The sequence below is a fragment of the Pantoea sp. SO10 genome (assembly GCF_005281435.1).
GTDB lineage: Bacteria > Pseudomonadota > Gammaproteobacteria > Enterobacterales > Enterobacteriaceae > Pantoea > Pantoea leporis.
On record NZ_CP040095.1, the window covers coordinates 2,648,716 to 2,671,081 of the forward strand.

A 22,366-nucleotide genomic window follows, 5' to 3' on the forward strand; every position below is an offset into this window, starting at 1 on the left:
GGATGTCATGCAACATGTGGGAAGTTATTACGCCGCTACCGCCAACGCCCATGAGCCGTGGCCAGAGCTGCAAGAGTCAGTGCAGTGCGATGTCTGCATCATTGGCGGTGGCTTTACCGGACTTTCATCCGCGCTGTTTCTCACCGAAGCCGGTTACGACGTGGTGCTGCTTGAAGCGGCGAAAATCGGCTTTGGCGCCAGCGGCCGCAACGGCGGCCAGGTCGTCAACTCCTACAGCCGCGACGTGGATGTGATTGAGCAGCGCTACGGCAAACAGACCGCACAAATGCTTGGCAGCATGATGTTTGAAGGCGCGGAGATTATTCGCGACCGCATCGACCGTTACGCTATCGCCTGCGACTATCGTCCCGGCGGCATTTTCGCCGCACTGAATCAGCGGCAAATGGGCCATCTGCGCAGCCAAAAAGCCCTTTGGGCACGCTACGGCAATCACGATTTGGAGCTGCTCGACGAACGCGGCATTCGGCGCGAAGTAGCGACCGATCGCTACGTCGGTGGCTTACTCGATAAGCGCGGCGGGCATCTTCATCCGCTTAATCTGGCGCTGGGTGAAGCCGAAGCGATTCGCCGTCACGGCGGGCGCATTTATGAGCAGTCGGCGGCGATTGAAGTGAAATACGGCGCACCGCATCGCATAAAAACCGCTAAGGGCGAAGTCAGCGCCACCTTCGTGATTTTTGCCGGTAACGCTTATTTGCCGTCACAGCTTGAACCGCGCCTGACGGGCAAAAGCATGCCGTGCGGTTCGCAGATCGTCACCACCGAACCTTTAACGCGCGATCAGGCGCTGGGTTTGCTGCCGAACAATTACTGCGTTGAAGATTGTAACTATCTGCTCGACTACTTCCGCCTCACCGCCGATAACCGCCTGCTCTACGGCGGCGGCGTAGTTTATGGCGCACGCGAACCGGATGATATCGAAGCGCTGATTCGTCCTAAGCTGCTGCGCACCTTTCCGCAGCTGCGTGACATCAAAATCAGCCACCGCTGGAGCGGCAATTTCCTGCTCACGCTATCGCGCATGCCGCAGTTTGGGCAGGTGGAGAAGAATGCGTTCTTTATGCAGGGTGACAGCGGACACGGCGTGACCTGTACCCATCTTTCAGGAAAGTTGATTGCTGAAGTGCTACGTGGGCACGCCGAGAGATTTGATGCGTTCGCAAAATTGCCGCATCTGCCGTTTCCAGGTGGGAGACGGTTTAAGGTGCCGCTCACCGCGATGGGAGCGGCGTGGTATGCGTTAAGGGATCGGTTTGGGGTTTAATCTGCTGCGCGCTGATGCCCTCACCCCGGCCCTCTGCTACGGGAGAGGGAGCAAAAGATTCCCTCGCCCGCCTGCGGGAGAGGGTTAGGGTGAGGGGAAATCACTCCAGCGGCATTTTCATCGGGTCATCATACCTATACTCAAACCCCAGCTCACTCGCGATCTTCGAGCCATCAATCACCTTGCCGTTAGAACGCTCCGGCTCAGCGACAAACGTCGGTGGCTCAAGCCCCAGCTGCTTCGACACGCTAGGATAAAAACTGTCGCGCGACGGATGTTTCGAGGCACACAAATTGTAAACATGCCCGCCTTTCGGGGTTTGCAGCAACAGCACAATCGCATCGACCACATCATCGAGATGTACCAGATTGACCGCATGACCGCCGTTTTCCAGCCCGGTTTTACCGGCAAGGAAACGCCCCGGATGACGATTCGGCCCCACTAATCCCGCGAGACGCACAATGTCCACGCTGGTGCCGGGCAGATCGTGCAGCCAATTTTCCAGCTCCACCAACGTCTTGCCGGCGACGGTTTCCGGCTGCAGCGGACTGCTCTCTTTCATTACGCCCTCACCGCTGCCGTACACTGAGGTTGAGCTGGTGAAAATAATGCGCGGCACTTTCTTCGCCAGCGCGGTATCCACCACGTTCTGCACCGCCTGCATGTAATCTTCACCGCCTTTCACCGTGCGGCTGGCAGGTAATGTCAGCACCAGCGCATCGACTGCCATCAGCGTATCTAACTCTTCAGCTTCACACTCCAGTTCGGGGGTTAGCACCAGCTGGCAGGCTTCGATGCCACAGCGGCGAGCGGCGTCCACGCCATCCGGCGAGGTTTTACTGCCGGTGACCTGCCAGCCGCGTGCCGTTAGCGCCATCGCCAGCGGCATACCCAGCCATCCCAGACCTACAATCGCGACCTTTTTCATATCGACTCCTGCTATGGGCTCACACTTCATCTTAGTGCGGGTAGATGTGCCAAACCAGCGCAAACTGTTTCGGGAGATTCCGGAAATTGACGGTTAAAAAAGGGTTGCCAATTGTCACCATCTTCGTTAGGTTATTCAGCACGCAAATGAATACTCATTCAGCAACGGAATTTACTATGACACGCGTTCAGTTCAACCACCATCATCACCATCACCCTGACTAGTCTTTCAGGCGATGTGTGCTGGGAGACGATTAGGATCTTCCAGTGGTGCGAACGCAAAGAGAGCCCCCGGAAGATCATCTTCCGGGGGTTTTTTTATGGGCGAACGCCAACCAACACGTTCAGACAGGATTGAATAAGAGGACAGGAACCATGTTAGATAACACCCGTATTCGCATAGCTATGCAGAAATCTGGCCGTTTAAGTGATGAATCACGCGAACTGCTGGCACGCTGCGGTATCAAAATTAACCTTCAGCAGCAGCGTCTGATTGCGTTTGCGGAGAACATGCCGATCGACATCCTGCGTGTGCGCGATGACGATATCCCTGGCCTGGTAATGGATGGCGTGGTCGATCTCGGTATCGTCGGTGAAAACGTGCTGGAAGAGGAGCTGCTGAATCGCCGTGCTCAGGGGGAAGATCCGCGTTACTTCACGCTGCGTCGTCTGGATTTCGGCGGTTGTCGCCTGTCGCTAGCGATGCCGGTTGATGAAGAGTACACCGGCCCGCAATGCCTGAATAATGCACGCATCGCCACCTCTTATCCACACCTGCTGAAGAAATACCTTGATAAACAAGGCATTGCCTTTAAATCCTGCCTGCTGAACGGATCGGTTGAAGTCGCACCACGCGCGGGTTTGGCCGATGCGATTTGTGACCTGGTTTCAACCGGCGCCACGCTGGAAGCCAACGGCCTGCGCGAAGTGGAAGTAATCTACCGCTCTAAAGCGGTGCTGATTCAGCGCGATGGCGAACTGCCGGCCGCCAAGCAAGAGCTGGTCGACAAAATGATGACGCGTATTCAGGGCGTAATTAAAGCGCGTGAATCCAAATACATCATGCTGCACGCGCCAAGCGAGCGCCTGGATGAAGTGATTGCGCTGCTGCCGGGCGCTGAGCGTCCAACCGTGCTGCCGCTGGCCGGCGATGTGAGCCGCGTGGCGATGCACATGGTGAGCAGCGAAACGCTGTTCTGGGAAACCATGGAAAAGCTGAAGTCGCTGGGTGCCAGCTCGATCCTCGTGCTGCCAATTGAAAAAATGTTGGAGTAATACCATGAGCACGCTGATGACACCCATTGATTGGCAGCAATGCAGCGCAGAGCAGCAGCAAGCGCTGCTGATGCGTCCGGCGATTTCGGCTTCAGAAACTATCAGCCAGATCGTGCGCGACGTGTTAGTGCAAGTGAAAGAGAGCGGCGATGCGGCGCTGCGTGAATTTAGCGCGCGCTTCGATAAAGCGCAGGTGGATAACCTGCGCGTCAGCACCGAAGAGATGCAAGCGGCCAGCGATCGTCTGAGCGACACGCTGAAGCAGGCGATGGCCGTGGCCGTGAGTAATATCGAGACTTTCCACAACGCGCAGATTCTGGCGGAAGTGGATGTGGAAACTCAGCCTGGCGTGCGCTGCCAGCAGATTACCCGTCCGGTGAAATCGGTGGGTTTGTACATTCCTGGCGGTTCCGCCCCGCTGTTCTCAACCGTATTGATGCTGGCGACACCGGCACGCATCGCCGGTTGCGGTCGCGTGGTGCTGTGCTCGCCGCCGCCGATTGCCGATGAAATTCTTTACGCGGCCCAGCTGTGTGGCGTGAAAGAGGTGTTTCAGGTGGGCGGTTCACAAGCCATCGCCGCCCTCGCCTTCGGCACCGAAACCGTGCCGAAAGTGGACAAGATTTTTGGCCCAGGCAACGCGTATGTGACCGAAGCCAAACGTCAGGTCAGCCAGCGTTTAGATGGCGCGGCAATTGATATGCCAGCCGGTCCATCGGAAGTGCTGGTGATCGCCGACGAAGGCGCCACGCCCGCGTTCGTGGCATCTGATTTGCTGTCGCAGGCGGAACACGGCCCGGATTCGCAGGTAATTCTGCTGACGCCGTCGCTGCAACTGGCCGAAGGCGTGGCGCAAGCGGTTGAAGAGCAACTGGCGCAGCTGCCGCGCGCGGCTACCGCGCGTCAGGCGTTAGCGAGCAGCCGCCTGATTGTGCTGCGCGATTTGGAGCAGTGCATTGAGATCTCCAACCTGTACGGCCCGGAGCACCTGATCATTCAGACGCGCCAGCCGCGCGATCTGGTCGAAAGCATCACCAGCGCCGGTTCGGTATTCCTTGGCGACTGGTCCCCGGAATCGGCCGGCGATTACGCGTCCGGCACTAACCACGTGCTGCCGACCTACGGTTACACCGCGACCTGTTCCAGCCTTGGCCTGGCCGATTTCCAGAAACGTATGACGGTGCAAGAGCTGACGCCGCAAGGCTTCCTCAATCTTGCCGCAACGATTGAAACGCTGGCCGCCGCCGAGCAGCTGGAAGCCCACAAAAATGCCGTTACCCTGCGTGTTGCCGCGCTGAAGGAGCAAGCATGAGCCTGAATATTGAAGAGTTAGCGCGCGCTAACGTGCGAGCGCTGACGCCGTATCAATCGGCGCGTCGTCTGGGTGGCAACGGTGATGTGTGGCTGAATGCCAACGAATTCCCGCTGCCGGTGCCGTTTGAGCTGTCGCAGCAGACGCTGAATCGCTATCCGGAATGCCAGCCAAAGATTGTCATTGAGCGCTACGCCGCTTACGCCGGTTTGACGCCGGAGCAGGTTCTGGTCAGCCGCGGCGCGGATGAAGGTATCGAACTGCTGATGCGCGCGTTTTGCGAGCCGGGCAAAGATGCGATTCTGTTCTGCCCGCCAACCTACGGCATGTACAGCGTCAGCGCCGAAACCATCGGCATTGAATACCGCACCGTGGCGGCACTCGATGACTGGCAGCTGAATCTGCCGGCGATTGCTGACCAGCTCGACGGCGTGAAAGTTGTCTATATGTGCAGCCCGAATAATCCGACCGGCAACCTGATCAATCAGGATGACATCCGCGCGCTGCTGGCGATGACCGCCGGTAAAGCGCTGGTGGTGGCCGATGAAGCCTATATCGAGTTCTGCCCGGACGCGACGCTGGCGGGCTGGCTGCAGGAATATCCGCACTTAGTGATTCTGCGCACGCTGTCTAAAGCCTTTGCGCTGGCCGGTTTGCGCTGCGGCTTCACCCTCGCGAACAAGCCGGTGATCGATCTGCTGATGAAGGTGATTGCGCCCTATCCGCTGGCGACGCCGGTGGCGGATGTGGCTGGACAAGCGCTGAGCGAGCAAGGCATTACGCTGATGCGTCAACACGTTGCCGAGCTGAACGCCAATCGTGCCTGGCTGTTTGAGCAGTTGCCGCAGATTAGCGTAGTGCAGCAGGTGTTCCCGAGTGAAACCAACTATATTCTGGCGCGCTTCACTGATTCGCCAAAAGTGTTTAAAACGCTGTGGGATCAAGGCATTATTCTGCGCGACCAAAATAAAAACCCCGGCCTTGCGGGATGCCTGCGCATCTCCATCGGCACCCGTGAAGAGTGCGAGCGCCTGATCGCCGCGCTGCAAGCCTTATCAGTGGAGCAAGCATGAGTCAGAAGATCCTTTTTATCGACCGCGACGGCACCATCATCTCTGAGCCACCGACTGATTATCAGGTGGATCGCATGGAGAAGCTGGCGTTTGAGAAGAACGCCATTCCGGCGCTGCTGGCGTTGCAAGCAGCGGGTTATCAGCTGGTGATGATCACCAATCAGGATGGCCTCGGCACCGACAGCTTCCCGCAGGCGGATTTTGACGGCCCGCACAACCTGATGATGCAGATTCTCCGCTCACAAGGCGTGAATTTCAGCGACATCCTGATCTGCCCGCATATGCCGGAAGATAACTGCGATTGCCGCAAGCCAAAGACCAAAATGGTGGAAGCCTGGCTGGCCGCCGGTGCACTTGATACCGCCAACAGCTACGTGATTGGCGATCGTCTCACCGATATTCAGCTGGCGCAGAACATGGGCATTCAGGGCCTGCGTTACGGTGCGGAAGGCGAAGATTGGGATGCGATTCAGGCGCGCCTGACCAAACGCGATCGTTACGCGCTGGTGCAACGCAACACCAAAGAGACGCAGATTAAAGTCGAAGTGTGGCTGGATCGTGAAGGCGGCAGCAAAATTAACACCGGCGTCGGCTTCTTCGATCACATGCTGGACCAGATTGCGGTGCACGGCGGCTTCCGCATGAACATTGATGTGAAAGGCGATCTCTACATCGACGATCACCACACCGTGGAAGATACCGGTTTGGCGCTCGGCGAAGCGCTGCTGAAAGCGCTGGGCGACAAACGTGGCATCGGCCGTTTCGGCTTTGTGCTGCCCATGGATGAGTGCCTGGCACGCTGCGCGCTGGATATCTCCGGCCGTCCGCACATCGAATTCAAAGCCGAGTTCAGCTACCAGCGCGTCGGCGATCTCAGCACCGAGATGGTCGAGCACTTCTTCAGCTCCCTCTCCTACGCGATGATGAGCACGCTGCATCTGAAAACCAAAGGCCGCAACGATCACCATCGTGTGGAAAGCCTGTTTAAAGCCTTTGGCCGCACGCTGCGCCAGGCGATTCGCGTGGAAGGCAACACCTTGCCGAGCTCGAAAGGAGTGCTGTGATGAACGTGGTGATCCTCGATACCGGCTGCGCCAACCTGTCTTCGGTGAAGTGGGCCATTGAGCGCCTCGGCTACACGCCGCAGGTGAGCCGCGACCCGGATGTGGTGCTGCATGCCGACAAGCTGCTGCTGCCCGGCGTGGGCACCGCGCAGGCGGCGATGAATCAGCTGCAGGAGCGCGATCTCATCGACTTAATCAAAGCCTGTACTCAGCCGGTGCTCGGTATTTGCCTCGGCATGCAGCTGCTCGGTCGCGGTAGCGATGAGAATGGCGGCGTCACCACGCTCGGCCTGGTTGATGAGCCCGTCACGCTAATGGACACGCAGGATTTACCGCTGCCGCACATGGGCTGGAACCAGATCACCGCCAAAGCGGGCCATCATCTGTTCCGCGACATTCCCGATGGCAGCTACTTCTACTTCGTGCACAGCTACGCCATGCCGGTGAATGCCGCCACCATCGCCCAGTGCGATTACGGTTATCCGTTCACTGCTGCCCTGCAGAAAGATAACTTCTTCGGCGTGCAGTTCCACCCGGAGCGTTCGGGCAAAGCCGGCGCGCAGCTGCTGAAAAATTTCCTGGAGATGTGATGATTATCCCCGCATTAGATTTAATCGACGGCAAAGTGGTGCGCCTGCATCAGGGCGATTACGGCCAGCAGCGCGATTACGGCAGCGATCCGCTGCCGCGTTTACAGGATTACCAACGCCAGGGTGTAGAAGTGCTGCATCTGGTGGATTTGACCGGCGCGAAAGATCCGGCCAAACGTCAGATTCCCCTGCTCACCACCTTACTGCGCGGTGTGACCGTGCCGGTACAGGTCGGCGGCGGCATCCGCCATCGCGATGATGTGGCGGCGCTGCTGGCAGCGGGTGCCACGCGCGTGGTGGTCGGTTCCACCGCGGTGAAGCAACCGGAAGAAGTCAAAAGCTGGTTTAACGAGTTTGGCGCCGACGCCATTGTGCTGGCATTAGATGTGCGCATTGATGCCAACAACCGCAAAGAGGTGGCAATCAGCGGCTGGCAGGAAGCGGCGGGCGTTACGCTGGAAGAGGTGATTGGCTGGTATCAGCCGGTTGGCCTCAAGCATGTGTTGTGCACTGACATTTCGCGCGACGGTACGCTGAGCGGATCCAACGTCGCGCTGTATAAAGAAGTGTCTGCGGCCTTCCCGGACATCGCTTTTCAGTCTTCAGGCGGCATCGGTTCGCTGGATGACATCGCGGCGTTACGCGGCAGCGGCGCACAGGGCGTGATCGTTGGTCGCGCGTTACTGGAAGATAAATTCACGGTGGCGGAGGCAATCGCATGCTGGCAAAACGGATAATTCCTTGTCTCGATGTGCGTGACGGGCAAGTGGTGAAAGGCGTTCAGTTCCGCAATCACGAAATCATCGGCGACATCGTGCCGCTGGCGCAGCGTTATGCGCAGGAAGGTGCGGACGAGCTGGTATTCTACGATATCACCGCCTCATCAGATGGCCGCGTCGTGGACAAAAGCTGGGTGTCGCGCGTGGCGGAAGTGATCGATATTCCTTTCTGCGTGGCGGGCGGCATTAAGAGCGAAGAAGACGCGGCGCGCATTCTGCAGTTTGGTGCCGACAAGATTTCCATCAACTCGCCGGCCTTAGCCGATCCGACGCTGATTACGCGCCTGGCCGATCGCTTTGGCGTGCAGTGCATCGTGGTGGGCATCGATACCTGGTTTGACGAAGCGAGCGGCAAATATCACGTCAATCAATACACCGGTGACGAAGCTCGTACCAAAGTGACCACGTGGGAAACTCTGGATTGGGTGCAGGAAGTGCAGAAGCTGGGCGCGGGTGAAATCGTCCTCAACATGATGAATCAGGATGGCGTGCGTAACGGCTACGATCTGGTGCAGCTGAAGAAAGTGCGCGATGTCTGCAAAGTGCCGCTGATCGCCTCCGGCGGCGCAGGCACTATGCCGCACTTCCTCGACGCCTTTGAGCAGGCGAACGTCGATGGTGCGCTGGCAGCTTCGGTGTTTCACAAACAAATTATCAATATCGGCGAGTTGAAAAACTTCCTGATCGACAACGGTGTGGAGATTCGCGCGTGTTAACTGCAGAACAACTGGCCAGGCTGGATTGGGTCAAAACCGCGGGCATGATGCCCGTTATCGTCCAGCACAACGTTTCCGGCGAAGTGCTGATGCACGGTTATATGAACGAAGAAGCGCTGCAAAAAACCCTCAGTGAGGGCAACGTCACCTTCTTCTCACGCACCAAAAACCGTTTATGGACCAAAGGCGAAACCTCGGGCCACTTCCTGCAAGTGGCGAGCATTACGCCGGATTGCGACAACGATACCTTGCTGGTGCTGGCGAATCCGATCGGCCCAACCTGCCATCTCGGTACCTCCAGCTGCTTCTCACCGGCTGCGCCAGACTGGACGTTCCTCTATCAGCTGGAGCAGCTGCTGGCCTCACGCAAAAGCGCCGATCCAGAGAGTTCGTACACCGCGAAGCTGTACGCCAGCGGCACCAAGCGTATCGCGCAGAAAGTGGGTGAAGAAGGCGTGGAAACGGCGTTGGCGGCAACGGTTAACGATCGTCACGAGTTGACCAATGAAGCTTCGGATCTGCTTTATCACCTGATGGTGCTGTTGCAGGATCAGGAGCTGGATTTGAGCACCATTATCAATAATCTGCGTGCGCGTCATAAATAGCAGATTGTGCAACATGCTGCTCAAAATTGGCTTTTCTGGCTAGTTTTGAGCAGCTTACTGCTCAAAACCCACGTTTAGACAATGGAGAACGCCATGACCACCCATGAAAAACTGATCGCCCTGCTCGACCAACATCAGGCGCGCTATCGCGTGATGGAGCATGAAGCGACCGGCAAGTGCGAAGCGGTGGCAGCGATTCGTGGTACGCAAGTGGGTCAAGGTGCGAAGGCGCTGGTGTGTCATGTGAAAGGCAACGGCATCAAGCAACATGTGCTGGCGGTGCTGCCTGCCGATCAGCAAGCGGATCTCAGCAAGGTTGCTGCAGCGGTTGGCGGTCGCCGTGCTTCGCTGGCCTCGCCTGCGGAAGTGGATACGCTGACAGGCTGCGTATTCGGGGCTATTCCGCCGTTTAGCTTCCATCCTGATTTACAGCTGGTGGTCGATCCGCTGCTGTTTGAACGCTATGACGAAATCGCCTTCAATGCCGGATTGCTGGAGCAATCGGTAGTGCTGAATGTAGCGGATTATCAGGCGCTGCATAATGGTAACGTGATGAAAATAATCCTCTAATTGCCTTGCCCGACCCTGAGCGGTACTCTTTCTGACTCAACATCACATCAAAAGAAGACCGATATTATGGCAAGTTCTCGTTTAACCGCCCGCCTGCGTCACACGCTGGCGCTGGCTGTGCTGGCAGGTTGCGCGTTTGGCGCACAGGCAAAAATTGATCAGGTGCGTTTCGCAGTGGATCCCACCTATCCTCCTTTCGAATCCAAAACGCCACAGGGCAAACTGGTCGGTTTTGATATCGATCTCGGCAATGCGCTGTGCCAGCAGATGCAGGCAAAATGCGTGTGGGTGGAGAGCCAGTTCGATGGCATGATCCCGGCGCTGAAAGCGCGTAAGTTCGACGCCATCTTGTCGGATATGGGCATCACCGAAGAACGTTTGAAGCAGATTGATTTCACCGTGCCGCTCTACGACACCCATACGCAGCTGATTGCGCGTAGAGGTTCTGGCTTGCTGCCAACTGCTGAATCGCTAAAAGGCAAAACCGTTGGCGTTGAGCAAGGCACCGTGCAGGAGCGTTATGCGCTGGCCAAATGGCAGCCGCATGGCGTGCAGGTTGTACCTTATGGCGATCAGGCACAAGTTGAGAGCGATTTAATTTCGGGTCGTCTTGATGTGGTGTTTACCGATGCTGCTCAAGCCGCCAATGGTTTCCTGAAACATCCGCAGGGCAAAGATTTCGAACTGGCCGGCCCGATTGTGCAGGATCCGATTATCGGTCCGGGCACCGCGATTGGCCTGCGTAAAGGCGACACCGAACTGAAAACCGCACTGGATAACGCGTTTGCCGAACTGAAGAAGAACGGCACTTTCGATAAAATTCAGAAACAGTACTTCGCGACGGACATCTCCATCCAGCAGTAATCTTTTGGCGGCTTTTTTGCCGCCCTTTTTGCACTCAGCACTATAATTCCATCAGAAAATGCATCTGGCGTCGCTGAAAGCGTGCCATGAATAAAGGACATCGATAGCGTTATGCAACAACAACATCATCCTCTATTAAGCGCCTCGCTGGGCACGCAACGCGAAATTGTCAGCTTCCACTTCGGTACGGATTCACAGCAACGCGTCTATATTCAGGCTGCGCTGCACGGTGATGAACTGCCGGGTATGGCGGTGGCGTGGTACTTGAAACAGAAACTGCTGGCGCTGGAATCTGCTGGACAACTCAAAGCCAAAATCACATTGGTGCCGGTGGCCAATCCTTTAGCCATGGGACAGCATTGGCATGGTAGCCATTTGGGGCGTTTCCATACGTTATCAGGACAAGACTTTAACCGCCGCTTTCCGGCATTGGGTGAAGCCTTGGTTGAAGAACTCGCCGGCTCACTGACGCAAAGTGAATACGAAAACAAACGCCTGATCAGGGAAGCGATTGATCGCCATTATCGTGACCGCATTGCTCGCACCGAACTGGATGCCCAGCGCTTTACGCTAATGCGTATGGCGAGCCAGGCCGATTTGATGATTGATCTGCATTGTGACTGGGATGCGCTGCCGCACCTCTACACCACGCCGCACGCGTGGCCGGACATTGAACCTTTGGCGCGTTGGTTAGGCAGTGAAGTGCAGTTGCTGGCGCAGATATCTGGCGGTGAACCGTTTGATGAGGCTTGCTGTGAGCCGTGGCTGACATTGGCAGAGCGTTTTGGTGATGAGTATCCGATGCCGCGCGGCTTGCTGCCGGTGACGCTGGAACTACGCGGTGTGGCGGATGTATCGCCTGAGATGGCGGAGAAAGATGCTGACGCGATTATCAATGCACTGATTGAAGGCGGTTATATTGCCGGTGAAGTGGTTGAGTCCCCTGCCCTGATTCATCCGGCGACGGCGCTGGCGGGATGTGAGTATATTCATGCAGCTCAATCTGGATTGGTGTTTTACCGACGTAATTTGGGCGAGTGGATTAAGGCTGGGGAAGTGGTGGCTGAGGTTGTTGATCCGATTACTGACCAGGTGATGCCGCTGGTGGCGGAGTTTGGTGGCGTGTTGTATGCGAGGAATTTGACCAAGTTTGTGACGGCGGGGATGTTGGTGGTGCGGTTAGCTGGGGAGAATGCTGGGAGGCGGGGGGAGTTGTTGGTGGGGTAAGATCAATATGTGAAACAAATGATGAGAATAATATTTGAAAAACAATGTAGAAGCGTAAAAACAGGCGCGCGCGGAAGGCCGTTCAGCCCGAAGACCGAAAAAGAGCAGCAGGCATCAGGCCGGGAAGCGTGGCTGATATTCACCAGTACAGATCAGTTCAAGCCTCGGGAAATCATGAAGTTATACAGCAGAAGAATGCAGATTGAACAGAACCTCCGCGATGAAAAAAGCGAGCGCTTCGGATTCGGGCTTCGTTCAAGTTACAGCCGTTCAGCGGGCCGTATGCTGGTACTAAGCCTGCTGGCCACACTCGCCACGGCGGTAATGTGGTTACTGGGATATCACGCTGAAAATAAAGGATTACATCTGAGGTACCAGGCTAACAGCCTGTAATCAGGCGGGTTATCTCATATCTGACGTTAGCGGAGAATGTCCTGCGACATTCTCCGCTAATTATCAGGCTAACTAAACTGGACACTGTTCTCAATCACCTGGCCAAAACCTATCGAAATATGGTGTTGGTTTATTAAAGATGATTTAGTGGGGATCCCTCAGCCGTCGCCGGGGCTTTGTTTTTTATTGCTCTGTATGTGAGAGGTTTTGATTAATCGTTTACCGTAGTCGTAGCAAGGAAGCTCGATATATTTCAGGGTGAGCACAGAAATGGCGCATGCAAGGCCAACTGAGAATGTTGCTGCGAGGATGTTCAAATTCATGCTTTCGCCTTTCATCCACAGCATAGAGTATACAACTGGCGTGTGTATCAAATAAAGGGAGAAAGAAATCTTGCCAAGGAAGACCAGTTTATCCGACTCAAGGAAATTTTTTGTATCACACTCTACAAGCGGAAGCGCGGCTATGGATATGGCAACTATCGGCGTAAAAAGAAGGTAAGCATTTAGAGATATATTCATGCCAAAAAGTATGATCAGCGACAGCATAAATACCGCAAAGATTCCCTTTCCGACTAACCCCTCGTTTTTCTTGATCCACTCAGCTTTGCTCATTGCAATTTGATAAGCGCAAATGCCGAGAGATACGCTCAATATGCAGCGAATAACCCCATCACTAAGCAAAGGCATTGAGGCTTGAGAAGCCCCTTTAACATCAATATGGAAGTTCAGGCAAAGTAATAAACCAATCACCGCAGTAATCCAAGGTACAACGCGATGCAGGAAGCTAAGAAGCAGAACAAGAGTGCCAGCGAAAAGCTCAACGGAAATAGACCAGCTCGGTATATTCGTTTTAGGTATGAATCCAACTCCAAGTGAGTTTGTGAGGGTTAGGTCACCTATAAGATTCCAAGGCGTTATCTTGCCCAGCCACTCTGGAAAGAAAGATCCGGTTGAAATAAAAAGAGAAATTGGTACAAGCACTACGGCTACAAGGTGCAATGGATAAAGGCGGAAAATTCGCACGACAAAAAACTCACCTGCGCCCATCTTGCCGCTCGATACCTTCTCTCTGTAGGAATGGTAAAGGACGATCCCGGAAAGAATGAAGAAAACATCTACTGCGTAGTCTGCGTTATGGAAAATATCGAAGCCAGTTCGCCATCCCGTGAAGTGGCTGTAAGCGTGTGACAGCGCGACACCAAGAGCGAGCAACCCCCGCAAGCCATCAAGTCCAGAGAGCCTTTTCATCAATTCGCCTTCTCTTTGCGTGCGCGATACCAGTCGTGCTCTGACCACATCCAAGTGGCAACTACGACAAGGAAAAGTCCGTTGAAGTAAAAGAGGTCGATGTTCATTATGATTGCGATCCCGCAAGTGATACCACTAATGCGGATTATGAGCTTGAATAGCTGGTGCAAACTCATGCGTAAAGTTTCCATAAAGAAAGGTAAAGGGTTATCCTAGGAATAGCCTTAGAAATGTCAAGAAAAGGTTTTTGATAGTAACAAAATTCTTCAAGTCATGATGTGGAGCTAGAGCTTGATGATTGGAAATCGAACTTAATAAATATCATTAGATCGAAATTTTTCAAGCTATGACAGGCGTGGGATCGCAGGCCGTAATATTTATTTTAACCACCTAGAAATATATGAATTACATTTTGTAAATTATTTGAGTGAAGATTTTTTGATTTTTTTTACGCTCAGCTTTAAATACGCAATCTTATGCGTATCCAATAAACCGACTGTTTTACAATTTATACTAACCTAATGTCTTATTCTGAAAGATTTAAGCTTAATCTTCGGCGTGTTTTTATTTTGAATTACGGATTTATTTTGACAAATACGATTTTCTCACCCGCACAGAAATGATTGTCACTGCGACACCATTAGGGATATAAATGTATGTAACATGCGGTGTTTATTTAGCAAGTTATTAAAGGTTTTAGGCTCCGCTCTACGCGGAGCTCTAATTTAATTACTCGCCTGATATTTCGACTGCGTCACAAGCTGAGTTAAAATGTTTTGATATAGATAATTGGCTGTCTAAGTTATTGAACTCTTTAACATCTATTACGTTAGATTTTCCATTATCAATATGGATAAATTTGCTTATCTTATTTGGAGCGGAGATATTGATATCTACACCATCAGCATTAACGCAATTAGTATTTACTGAATGTATAGTTAATTTATTCACTCCACGCAAGTTCCATTTTACAAATGTGGGAGTATGTTCACCAGGATGTGCTTCAATTTTACCGTCATAGGTAATTCCAAAGCCCCCCCAAATGTCTCCTACTGTTATATCTGATGATAGGAGTATATAAGGAAAACCTTTATTGATCTGCCCGTCCCAAGCAGGATAGGATTCGAAGAAAAGCTGATAAAAGTCGTCAACTTCTGCTGGGGTGTAATTCCTTACTTTTTTATAAATATAAGCTGTGACACCCCCTGAAAGAATATATTCTTTATCAAGTTTTATCATTGTTTTACCGATGCTTTCATGCTTAATAATCTGATTAACCGGTATTGTAATTACCTGCTGCCCTGATGGTACCAAGTGGGTTTGTGCGGGCGATGTAACAATGAAATAGCTGGACATCAGAGAATCTACGTGAATTTGATCTCTAAGATCCACCTGAGATGCATAGGAAATTTTCCCACTTAAACCTAGGTTTGAAATTGTATTAAGCATATCATCATTTAGAACTCCATTTGATGAAAATACCGTTATATGTTCACCGTTTTTAGTCAAGCCTTCAATATCTTGTACTAAATCAACATAGTTAGAAAAGTTATCAATTTTTAAAGGTAGCACCTTAGTTGGCAACAAATAAGAAGATCCTGCAAAGGTTTCAAGTTGATTACGATTTAAAGAAATCGCAAATATTGTTGCATGAATTACTAAAATTAAACTTAAGGTGGCTATTTTTAGGGTTTTGTTTTTAATGAAATCTAATATAAATTTAATGCCAAAAACTATAATTATCACCGCCCATAGAGAGAAGGGTAAACAGTGCTGGACGCCTGGAGCCTGCGTTCTGGTGAAGAGTAGAAAACTCAATATAAGATTGAAAGCCGAGAAGAGTACTATTGGTCTAGACTTTTTGTTTTTTGAATGGAAAGAACCCACTAAGCCTATTAGGATTAGTGGAAATAAATATATTCCAATATTATAAAAAACCATGCGTACTGACGTTGCAAATGGAGCTTGATAGGCTCCATATATTTCTGAATAATCTGTGTGTAAGATCCTTTCAAAAAGCTCATGTTGTAAAAATATTACTGCAATGCAAGATGTGAATCCTGAAATAAAAAAATTAAAAGCAGTTATCAGGATTTTTTTTAATTTTAAAGATGAGTTACTGTGCAAATAGTAATTTAATATTGGCAAGCTGCAATATAATGACACCACTGTAAATGCGTACCAGCGACGGAAAAGAAATGCCCCCCACAAACTGAGACCTAGCATAATTGCTGATGGGATATTAATTTTTGAAGTTAGATCATGTCTTGATGTAATTAATACCGAAGCTAAAACAAAAATTAACCCAGATATGTCAGGGTAACCTCTCAGGGAAGGAGCCCAAAAGGCAACAAATAAAGCTGGTATAAAGATTGTTGAAAAGTTCCAAAGAATGTTATTCTTGTTCTTATCTTCAGTAAAGAAATCGACTACGCATTTGAATAAGAAAAGAACTGGTAAGAAATAAACTATATTTATAAGTTCAATATACAATAGCCTGGATGGAAGCTTTATAATATCTAAAAGAGATAGTATAAAGATTGGCAAAATATTGTAATCATCCTGTAGTACGGATTGTTTTAATTGCTTAAAAGCGGCTCCTGTATTGGAATGCAGTAACTGAGAAAAATTCTCCCATACACGCCAGTATCCATTGTAATCCCATGAGTAAATATTTTGCTCATGTCTAATAAAATATGAAGTCTGAAGTACAATTAATAAAAACACAATAAAAAAACTTATTAGCTTGAAGCTAAATCTCACCATGTTATTCATCGATCTTCTCTTCTACAAAATATTTTGGTCTTTTTTTGGATTCAAGATAAATCTTTCCTATGTACTCCCCTATAATTCCCAGTGAAAGCATCTGAACTCCACCGAGGAATATAATTGCGATCATTACCGATGCCCACCCTTCAACAGTATTGCCGCAAATCTTCTCATAAAGAGCATAGAGGGCAGCTAAAACAGATATCCCACTTATGACAAAACCTAAAGCTGCAATGATTCTTAGTGGTGTGACAGTGAGCGAAGTTATCCCACTTATTGCCAAAGACAGCATTTTGCTAAGTGGATATTTAGATTCTCCTGCCGTGCGTGCCGAGCGAGAGTATTCAACTTGACTTGACTGAAATCCAACTAATGGTACAAGGCCCCTAAGATATAAGCTTTGCTCTTTGTAAGACAAAAGCGCATCTTTTGCCCTTTTACTGAGAAGCCTGAAGTCAGCATGATGTGGTATTTGCTCAACACCCATCCACTTCATTATCCTGTAAAATAAGCCTGCAGTTTTTCTTTTGAAAAATGAATCAGATTTCCTGTCATTTCTTACACCATAAACAACATCACTCCCATCAAGATAATGTTTAATCATCTCTTCGATTACTGAGGTGTCGTCCTGAAGGTCTGCATCTATACTTATTGTAACATCGGAAATGGACTCACTTAGTCCCGCTAGCAAAGCTACTTGGTGCCCCTTGTTCCTTGAAAGCTTTATGCCTATAACTCGCTCGAAACTTTTTGAAGCATTATAAATAAGATTCCATGTATCATCCTTGCTGCCATCATCTACAAATAATAAATGACTACGTTCAGATATTAAATTTCTTTTAATTAAATTTTCTAATAATGAATGCAATTTTTTTAAAGAATAATCAAAAATCTCTTGCTCATTATAGCAAGGGACTATAATTGACAGAACAGGGATTGATCGTTTATGAACAACACCCTCATTCAAACGGTCCTTAACGATAGTCTCTACACCAAAATACTTCATTTCATTACCCATAATTTATTAATTGCAAAGCCAGTAATAGTATAAACAAACATGCCAACAAGCTGTGATATATACAAATTACCAGGATAAATAACTAGAAATAATTTTATTGCAAGTAAATTAATTACCCAACAAATTAGACATGATATCAAAAACTTAGCGAATCTTTTGGATGATATGTTAGAAGAGAAAGTGAATAATGAGTTTGCAATGAAACTGAAAATTATTCCACATATATATCCTGCCGCATTTGCACTGTAAACACCCATGCCTGAATGCATGCATGCAAAGATAACCACTGCTGTGATAGCGGTGTTTGCTAACCCTACCAAAGCGTACTTTATAACCTGAATTTTGAAGGTTGCAATTGACACAACGAAATCCTTTCGAAAATTTTGTAAATCTTATCATTTATATCTTTTCAGTTACATCAATATGGATCTTCCCAGCGCGCACTGTATAAAATATCAGTAATTAACTACATTGATTCTACCATTAGAAAAAAGCCCCGGCGACGGCTGAGGGATCCCCACTAAATCATCTTTAATAAACCAACACCATATTTCGATAGGTTTTGGCCAGGTGATTGAGAACAGTGTCCAGTTTAGTTAGCCTGATAATTAGCGGAGAATGTCGCAAGACATTCTCCGCTAACGTCAGATATGAGATAACCCGCCTGATTACAGGCTGTTAGCCTGGTACCTCAGATGTAATCCTTTATTTTCAGCGTGATATCCCAGTAACCACATTACCGCCGTGGCGAGTGTGGCCAGCAGGCTTAGTACCAGCATACGGCCCGCTGAACGGCTGTAACTTGAACGAAGCCCGAATCCGAAGCGCTCGCTTTTTTCATCGCGGAGGTTCTGTTCAATCTGCATTCTTCTGCTGTATAACTTCATGATTTCCCGAGGCTTGAACTGATCTGTACTGGTGAATATCAGCCACGCTTCCCGGCCTGATGCCTGCTGCTCTTTTTCGGTCTTCGGGCTGAACGGCCTTCCGCGCGCGCCTGTTTTTACGCTTCTTCGCCGCCTTCTTATGAAGATAAAAGTGACCTTCGCATCGGGCATACTTCGCCCGCGAAAGTGTTCCCGGCCCCAGATATTCCGGATGACTACTGGCTTTTAATTCCAGTGGTTTAAACCAGATGTCGCCTTTTATATCAAGCTGCACCAAGGTTTGTCCTCTTACCCTGCCAATAAAATCCCAGCCCAGAGATTTGATATGTTGAAACCAGGCATTCTGAAAACCGGCATCGGCCACGATGATGACTTTTGCGTTGGGATTGATGGCTGCAGCAAGCGCATTTAAAAATTCATTCTGAATTAGAGTGTTGTTTTGCTGCTTTGAAGGAACAATGCGGCTCTGTAGCGGGAGCAACGGCCATCACAGAGGAGGCTGGCCCGCAGTACGTGATATTGCTGTGAAGGATAGCCACTCCAGTCAACAGCAACGACACACCAGGAGAGCTGACGAGTAAGAAGATACGTAATATTATGAAAAATCATGGGGATATCATCGTGCAGATCGCCTTTTCCCAACAGGCGGTCAATACGTTTAATTTTGTTTTTAACCTGAAGAGCCCGGAAGATGCCGTCCGATGCTGGTGAGGTTAAGTGATGCACCACGGGTTAACGCAACAGTAGCATCGAGAAGCGCATTTTGCCTGTATTGGTGAAACGGAGCTAAAGCGGTCTGAAAAAACTTCTGGCATAATATGCGAGCAGGCATAGAGGTGATCTTATTGAATTGCTGGAACAATCAGTAGAACACATAACTCTATGCCTGTCTTTTTTTAACCGCCCATTACTGGGGATTCCTCAGCTCTAAGAGGCTTCTTGCATTTAGATATCTAATTTTACTCTAACCACTCTGTATGGAAAACACCGTCTTTATCGATACGTTTATAAGTATGTGCACCGAAATAGTCACGCTGAGCCTGAATTAAGTTCGCTGGCAAAACTTCTGAGCGGTAGCTGTCGTAGTATGCAACAGCTGCAGAGAAGGTTGGCGTCGGGATACCGTTTTGAATAGCGTAAGACACCACATCACGCAGTGCCTGCTGGTAATCGTCAGCAATATTCTTGAAGTATGGATCCAGCAGCAGGTTTGCGATGTCTGCATCATTAGCATAAGCATCAGTAATTTTCTGCAGGAACTGAGCACGGATGATGCAACCAGCGCGGAAAATCTTAGCAATCTCGCCGTAATGCAGATCCCAGTTGTTTTCTTCGGAAGCAGCACGCAGTTGAGAGAAGCCCTGAGCATATGAGACGATTTTGCCCAGGTACAATGCACGACGCACTTTTTCTACGAACTCAGCTTTATCTCCGGTAAAGGCTTTCGCCTGCGGGCCGCTGAGTACTTTGGAAGCTGCAACACGCTGGGTTTTCAGAGAAGACAAATAGCGGGCAAATACAGATTCGGTGATCAATGACAGTGGCTCACCCAGATCCAATGAGCTCTGGCTGGTCCATTTACCTGTGCCTTTGTTAGCTGCTTCATCCAGAATGACATCAACCAGATATTTACCGTCTTCATCTTTCTTAGTGAAGATATCTTTAGTGATGTCGATCAGGTAGCTGCTCAGCTCACCGTTGTTCCACTCAGTAAAGGTTTCAGCGAGCTCTTCGTTGTTAAGACCCAGCGCGCCTTTCAGCAAAGCATAAGCTTCAGCAATCAGCTGCATGTCGCCATATTCAATACCATTGTGAACCATCTTCACATAGTGCCCAGCACCGTTCGGACCGATGTAAGCAACACAAGCTTCGCCATCTTCAGCACGGGCGGCAATTTTATCAAGGATTGGAGCAACCAATTCGTACGCTTCTTTCTGGCCGCCAGGCATGATGGATGGGCCTTTCAAAGCACCCTCTTCACCGCCAGAAACACCGGTACCGATGAAATTGAACCCTTGGTCAGACAGTTCTTTATTACGACGAATGGTATCTTTGTAGAAAGTGTTACCGCCATCGATCAGGATATCGCCCTTATCCAAATGCGGAGTCAGGGAAGCGATAGTTTTATCAGTTGCTTCACCTGCTTGTACCATCAGGAGGATACGACGTGGTTTTTCCAGCGATTCAACAAACTCTTCAACAGTATAAAAAGGTGCGAGTTTTTTACCTTGATTCTCGGCGATGACTTCATCAGTCTTTTCGCGCGAACGGTTAAAGATAGAAACAGTGTAACCGCGGCTCTCAATGTTAAGAGCCAAGTTACGGCCCATCACTGCCATACCTACAACACCGATTTGTTGCTTGGACATTTTATACTCCTATCTGAAATGAGTGGACGAAAGTGTCTATTTCGGCCAACGAGTCACAAACATCTTACCTTATGTTACCCGTAACTTAACATTCAAGAGAAAATTAAGCACGTAAAGGAAACTTGAAACTCACTTATCATTTTTGTTTATAGCTTAATTTTCATTCAGAGACAGATACTTTTTTCCTCAGTTGCTCGAGCTCGTTTTCATAAAGACGTACACGTTCAACATAATCACTAAATTGACTTAAAATTTGTTGATTTTCTTTCTTGAGAGTAAAATTACTATCGATAGCAGCTTTTACATCTATTAAGGCTTGCACTGAACGTCTACGCTCGAATTCTAAGCGTCCTTGAAAATCTAGAATTATTGGCATTAGCACATCCGCTGGAGATACTGTTTGAACCGATACTCCATACTCAGGATCAAACTCTTCAAATGCTTTATTCAGGAATAAGTCAAAGTTTTCAGGTTTTTCTGGGTTAATCCAATATGTATTGAGTAAAAAAGCCAAATGCTTCTTTTGATTAATATTCATACCTGATGAAGACGATGAAAAAGCATTTAGCAGATCATCTTTTCCATTCAATGGGTGGCAAGCTATTTGCCATTCGCATTTGCCAGCACAGTAAACGGAAGCACCATCAATAAGAGCTTCAATACCAACCCCTGAATTAATAGTAATAACTGACTTAGATTTTTTTATAAGTTCATGAATGTTACTGTTACTTTTTACAACCCAGTGGTTTGTCTTGATTAAATTTTCAATTGCTTGCTGAACTGCAAATGACTCACAAAAAGGATGTCTCTTTACAACCAAAAAAGTTTCATTTCTTTTTGCCAACTCAGCAGCATCAATTAATAATTGAATGCCATCATAATTACTGTGAATAGCAACGGGATCATTTTGAACCTGCATTGGATAGAAAACATAATCTTCAATGTCATCAGGGAGAATGTCTTCCGATTGTGGGTATTTTGAAGATTTTGTTTCAATGAAGAAATCACGCCAATGTGAGATTATTGATTCTGCATCATAGTCTGATATAGATTTTATATTATCTTCATATTTAAGTGGGTTAACAACTATATCAGCCCAACCTGAATAACCATGAGAATCAATTGAGAAAAGAGGAACTACTGGGGATTCTTTCATTCTATAAACATTTTTTTCACTGCCCCATGAATGGTATGAAAATACCATCGTCCCTTTTTCTGGTAATCGTGGTGCCTCATCTGCCCCAAAAGGTACATCCCTAAAATAAAGTGGGATTTTCCTGTCAGTTAATGCGAAAATCAAATTGCTAATAAAATTTTTATGTTTAAAACCATCGATAGGGTTCTTAGTCCACGAAATAGGAATTTCAACTATTATCTTCTGTATCATAAAATC

The 22,366-nt window shown here is 49.4% G+C and carries 20 protein-coding genes, 2 pseudogenes and 1 other annotated feature; of the genes and pseudogenes, 14 read left to right on the plus strand and 8 right to left on the minus strand.

The window, feature by feature from the left end:
- Window positions 1–7 precede the first annotated feature (7 nt).
- Window positions 8–1,285, plus strand: a complete 1,278-nt coding sequence (locus tag FCN45_RS12325) for an FAD-binding oxidoreductase (RefSeq protein WP_137386093.1) — start codon at window positions 8–10, stop codon at window positions 1,283–1,285.
- Between the two features lie 100 nt (window positions 1,286–1,385).
- On the opposite strand, the gene FCN45_RS12330 is transcribed toward FCN45_RS12325, so the two are convergent.
- Window positions 1,386–2,213, minus strand: a complete 828-nt coding sequence (locus FCN45_RS12330; protein ID WP_137386094.1) for an SDR family oxidoreductase — start codon at window positions 2,211–2,213, stop codon at window positions 1,386–1,388.
- 176 nt (window positions 2,214–2,389) lie between these two features.
- Between FCN45_RS12330 and hisL the strand changes: the two genes are divergently transcribed.
- The 13 genes and pseudogenes from hisL to FCN45_RS12395 all read left to right on the plus strand — a co-directional run.
- The gene (hisL, locus tag FCN45_RS12335; protein WP_100396937.1) at window positions 2,390–2,437 is read left to right on the plus strand and encodes a his operon leader peptide; all 48 of its coding nucleotides are present in this window, start codon (window positions 2,390–2,392) and stop codon (window positions 2,435–2,437) included.
- Window positions 2,413–2,534, plus strand: a sequence feature (His leader region). (Overlaps the previous gene by 25 nt.)
- Before the next feature lie 53 nt (window positions 2,535–2,587).
- Entirely contained in the window at window positions 2,588–3,487 is a 900-nt protein-coding gene (gene hisG / locus FCN45_RS12340) for an ATP phosphoribosyltransferase (protein WP_137386095.1), read from the plus strand.
- A 4-nt stretch (window positions 3,488–3,491) separates the two neighbouring features.
- Complete coding sequence (gene hisD / locus FCN45_RS12345; protein WP_137386096.1) at window positions 3,492–4,799, plus strand: histidinol dehydrogenase; 1,308 nt, start codon at window positions 3,492–3,494, stop codon at window positions 4,797–4,799.
- Window positions 4,796–5,872, plus strand: a complete 1,077-nt coding sequence (gene hisC / locus FCN45_RS12350; RefSeq protein ID WP_137386097.1) for a histidinol-phosphate transaminase — start codon at window positions 4,796–4,798, stop codon at window positions 5,870–5,872. Before hisD ends, hisC begins: the two co-directional genes overlap by 4 nt.
- Entirely contained in the window at window positions 5,869–6,936 is a 1,068-nt protein-coding gene (hisB, locus tag FCN45_RS12355) for a bifunctional histidinol-phosphatase/imidazoleglycerol-phosphate dehydratase HisB (RefSeq protein WP_137386098.1), read from the plus strand. The genes hisC and hisB overlap by 4 nt, the downstream gene beginning before the upstream one ends.
- The gene (hisH, locus tag FCN45_RS12360) at window positions 6,936–7,526 is read left to right on the plus strand and encodes an imidazole glycerol phosphate synthase subunit HisH (RefSeq protein WP_101763389.1); all 591 of its coding nucleotides are present in this window, start codon (window positions 6,936–6,938) and stop codon (window positions 7,524–7,526) included. Before hisB ends, hisH begins: the two co-directional genes overlap by 1 nt.
- On the plus strand, window positions 7,526–8,263 hold the full coding sequence (hisA, locus tag FCN45_RS12365; RefSeq protein ID WP_137386099.1) for a 1-(5-phosphoribosyl)-5-[(5-phosphoribosylamino)methylideneamino]imidazole-4-carboxamide isomerase: 738 nt from the start codon (window positions 7,526–7,528) through the stop codon (window positions 8,261–8,263). The genes hisH and hisA overlap by 1 nt, the downstream gene beginning before the upstream one ends.
- Window positions 8,245–9,021 (plus strand): imidazole glycerol phosphate synthase subunit HisF, encoded by a 777-nt coding sequence (gene hisF / locus FCN45_RS12370; protein WP_137386100.1) that lies wholly within the window; start codon window positions 8,245–8,247, stop codon window positions 9,019–9,021. The genes hisA and hisF overlap by 19 nt, the downstream gene beginning before the upstream one ends.
- Window positions 9,015–9,626, plus strand: a complete 612-nt coding sequence (hisIE, locus tag FCN45_RS12375; protein WP_101763386.1) for a bifunctional phosphoribosyl-AMP cyclohydrolase/phosphoribosyl-ATP diphosphatase HisIE — start codon at window positions 9,015–9,017, stop codon at window positions 9,624–9,626. Before hisF ends, hisIE begins: the two co-directional genes overlap by 7 nt.
- Window positions 9,627–9,719: 93 nt before the next feature.
- Window positions 9,720–10,196 (plus strand): YbaK/prolyl-tRNA synthetase associated domain-containing protein, encoded by a 477-nt coding sequence (locus FCN45_RS12380; protein ID WP_137386101.1) that lies wholly within the window; start codon window positions 9,720–9,722, stop codon window positions 10,194–10,196.
- 66 nt (window positions 10,197–10,262) lie between these two features.
- Window positions 10,263–11,060, plus strand: coding sequence for an ABC transporter substrate-binding protein (locus FCN45_RS12385; protein WP_137386102.1), 798 nt, complete (start codon window positions 10,263–10,265; stop codon window positions 11,058–11,060).
- A 111-nt stretch (window positions 11,061–11,171) separates the two neighbouring features.
- On the plus strand, window positions 11,172–12,287 hold the full coding sequence (locus FCN45_RS12390) for a succinylglutamate desuccinylase/aspartoacylase family protein (protein WP_137386103.1): 1,116 nt from the start codon (window positions 11,172–11,174) through the stop codon (window positions 12,285–12,287).
- Between the two features lie 90 nt (window positions 12,288–12,377).
- A pseudogene (locus FCN45_RS12395) lies at window positions 12,378–12,817 on the plus strand (transposase); the annotation flags it as partial.
- A 21-nt stretch (window positions 12,818–12,838) separates the two neighbouring features.
- Here FCN45_RS12395 and FCN45_RS12400 read toward each other — a convergent pair.
- The 7 genes and pseudogenes from FCN45_RS12400 to FCN45_RS12430 all read right to left on the minus strand — a co-directional run bounded on the left by FCN45_RS12400 (window position 12,839) and on the right by FCN45_RS12430 (window position 22,360).
- Window positions 12,839–13,930 carry an acyltransferase gene (locus tag FCN45_RS12400; RefSeq protein ID WP_137386104.1) on the minus strand — a complete coding sequence of 364 codons (1,092 nt, stop codon included), beginning with the start codon at window positions 13,928–13,930 and terminating at the stop codon, window positions 12,839–12,841.
- 729 nt (window positions 13,931–14,659) lie between these two features.
- Entirely contained in the window at window positions 14,660–16,705 is a 2,046-nt protein-coding gene (locus tag FCN45_RS12405; RefSeq protein ID WP_137386105.1) for a hypothetical protein, read from the minus strand.
- A complete protein-coding gene (locus tag FCN45_RS12410) occupies window positions 16,698–17,705 on the minus strand; it encodes a glycosyltransferase family 2 protein (protein WP_137386106.1) in 1,008 nt (335 codons plus the stop codon). Before FCN45_RS12410 ends, FCN45_RS12405 begins: the two co-directional genes overlap by 8 nt.
- A complete protein-coding gene (locus FCN45_RS12415) occupies window positions 17,702–18,079 on the minus strand; it encodes a GtrA family protein (protein ID WP_246862527.1) in 378 nt (125 codons plus the stop codon). Before FCN45_RS12415 ends, FCN45_RS12410 begins: the two co-directional genes overlap by 4 nt.
- Window positions 18,080–18,248: 169 nt before the next feature.
- A pseudogene (locus tag FCN45_RS12420) lies at window positions 18,249–19,436 on the minus strand (IS4 family transposase).
- A gap of 127 nt (window positions 19,437–19,563) precedes the next feature.
- A complete protein-coding gene (gene gndA, locus FCN45_RS12425; protein ID WP_137386107.1) occupies window positions 19,564–20,973 on the minus strand; it encodes an NADP-dependent phosphogluconate dehydrogenase in 1,410 nt (469 codons plus the stop codon).
- 160 nt (window positions 20,974–21,133) lie between these two features.
- On the minus strand, window positions 21,134–22,360 hold the full coding sequence (locus tag FCN45_RS12430; protein ID WP_137386108.1) for a hypothetical protein: 1,227 nt from the start codon (window positions 22,358–22,360) through the stop codon (window positions 21,134–21,136).
- Window positions 22,361–22,366 lie beyond the last annotated feature (6 nt).

Bases quoted from the DNA above. Each gene is read 5' to 3' on its own strand.
- FCN45_RS12325 (WP_137386093.1), top strand. From the start codon at position 8: ATGCAACATGTGGGAAGTTATTACGCCGCTACCGCCAACGCCCATGAG.
- FCN45_RS12330 (WP_137386094.1), bottom strand. From the start codon at position 2,213: ATGAAAAAGGTCGCGATTGTAGGTCTGGGATGGCTGGGTATGCCGCTG.
- hisG (WP_137386095.1), top strand. From the start codon at position 2,588: ATGTTAGATAACACCCGTATTCGCATAGCTATGCAGAAATCTGGCCGT.
- hisD (WP_137386096.1), top strand. From the start codon at position 3,492: ATGAGCACGCTGATGACACCCATTGATTGGCAGCAATGCAGCGCAGAG.
- hisC (WP_137386097.1), top strand. From the start codon at position 4,796: ATGAGCCTGAATATTGAAGAGTTAGCGCGCGCTAACGTGCGAGCGCTG.
- hisB (WP_137386098.1), top strand. From the start codon at position 5,869: ATGAGTCAGAAGATCCTTTTTATCGACCGCGACGGCACCATCATCTCT.
- hisH (WP_101763389.1), top strand. From the start codon at position 6,936: ATGAACGTGGTGATCCTCGATACCGGCTGCGCCAACCTGTCTTCGGTG.
- hisA (WP_137386099.1), top strand. From the start codon at position 7,526: ATGATTATCCCCGCATTAGATTTAATCGACGGCAAAGTGGTGCGCCTG.
- hisF (WP_137386100.1), top strand. From the start codon at position 8,245: ATGCTGGCAAAACGGATAATTCCTTGTCTCGATGTGCGTGACGGGCAA.
- FCN45_RS12380 (WP_137386101.1), top strand. From the start codon at position 9,720: ATGACCACCCATGAAAAACTGATCGCCCTGCTCGACCAACATCAGGCG.
- FCN45_RS12385 (WP_137386102.1), top strand. From the start codon at position 10,263: ATGGCAAGTTCTCGTTTAACCGCCCGCCTGCGTCACACGCTGGCGCTG.
- FCN45_RS12390 (WP_137386103.1), top strand. From the start codon at position 11,172: ATGCAACAACAACATCATCCTCTATTAAGCGCCTCGCTGGGCACGCAA.
- FCN45_RS12400 (WP_137386104.1), bottom strand. From the start codon at position 13,930: ATGAAAAGGCTCTCTGGACTTGATGGCTTGCGGGGGTTGCTCGCTCTT.
- FCN45_RS12405 (WP_137386105.1), bottom strand. From the start codon at position 16,705: ATGAATAACATGGTGAGATTTAGCTTCAAGCTAATAAGTTTTTTTATT.
- FCN45_RS12410 (WP_137386106.1), bottom strand. From the start codon at position 17,705: ATGAAGTATTTTGGTGTAGAGACTATCGTTAAGGACCGTTTGAATGAG.
- gndA (WP_137386107.1), bottom strand. From the start codon at position 20,973: ATGTCCAAGCAACAAATCGGTGTTGTAGGTATGGCAGTGATGGGCCGT.
- FCN45_RS12430 (WP_137386108.1), bottom strand. From the start codon at position 22,360: ATGATACAGAAGATAATAGTTGAAATTCCTATTTCGTGGACTAAGAAC.